Consider the following 1,099-nt stretch of genomic DNA (forward strand, 5'->3'; position numbering starts at 1 on the left):
GCATGCGATTGGACGATCTGCTGGCGGAGTTGCAGTCGCGTCTGGAGGCCGTGCTGGCCACCCGGGATCGGGTGCACGCGCTGCTGGAGGCGGTCGTGTCGATCGGCAGCGACCTCGACCTGGAGGTCGTGCTGCGGCGCATCGTGGCCACCGCCACGACGCTGGTGGACGCGACGTACGGTGCGATGGGCGTGATCGGGGAGGAGAACACGCTCATCCAGTTCGTGCCGGTGGGGCTGAGCGAGGAGGAGATCGCCAGGATCGAGCACTGGCCCCACGGGCTGGGCCTGCTCGGCCTGCTGATCAAGGAGCCGCAGACGCTGCGGCTGACCGACATCTCCCAGCATCCCGAGTCCTACGGCTTCCCGCCCGGCCATCCGCCCATGGGCAGCTTCCTCGGCGTGCCGGTCCGGGTGCGCGACGAGGTGTTCGGCAACCTCTACCTCACCGAGAAGCGCGGCGGTGGGAGCTTCGACGAGGACGACGAGGCGATCGTGGTCGCCCTGGCCACCGCCGCCGGAGTGGCGGTCGAGAACGCCCGTCTGTATGAGGAGAGCCGCCGCCGCGAGACCTGGTTGCAGGCGTCCTCGGACATCACCACCCGGCTGCTGTCCGGCGGCGAGCCGCAGGAGGTCCTCACGCTGATCGCCCGGCGCGCCCGCGAGATGGCCGACGCCGACGCCGTGGCGATCCTGCTGCCGAACCGCGACCGCGACGTGCTGCGCGTCGCGCTGCAGGATGTCGAGCCGGTCGAGGACGGGCCGGGTGTCCGGCTTGTCAACGACGAGGTCGCGGTCGAGGGCTCGCTCGCCGGCCGGGCGTTCCTGAGCGGCGAGCCGCTGGCGTTGGACGATCTCGACCACAGCCAGGTGCATCTGATCTGGGCCGGCGACCCTCCGGTGGGGCCTGCCGCGGCCGTGCCGCTGGGCGCGGCCGGGGCCGTACGCGGGGTGCTGGGGCTGGTGAAGCGTTCGGGACGGATGCCGTTCAGCCAGTTGGAGCTGCGTACGCTGCACGCCTTCGCCGGGCAGGCGGCCGTCGCGCTGGAGCTGGCCGAGACCCGCCGCGACGCCGAGCGGCTCGGCCTGCTGGAAGACCG

The 1,099-nt window shown here is 72.2% G+C and carries 1 protein-coding gene; it reads left to right on the top strand.

Annotated features, from left to right (window positions below; all coding sequences use genetic code 11):
* Positions 1 to 2: 2 nt before the first annotated feature.
* Positions 3 to 1,099 (top strand): GAF domain-containing protein (locus QSK36_RS43005; protein WP_285786434.1); only part of this gene is annotated, 1,097 nt, incomplete at its 3' end.

This window comes from Microbispora sp. NBRC 16548 (genome assembly GCF_030268985.1).
Taxonomy (GTDB): domain Bacteria; phylum Actinomycetota; class Actinomycetes; order Streptosporangiales; family Streptosporangiaceae; genus Microbispora; species Microbispora catharanthi.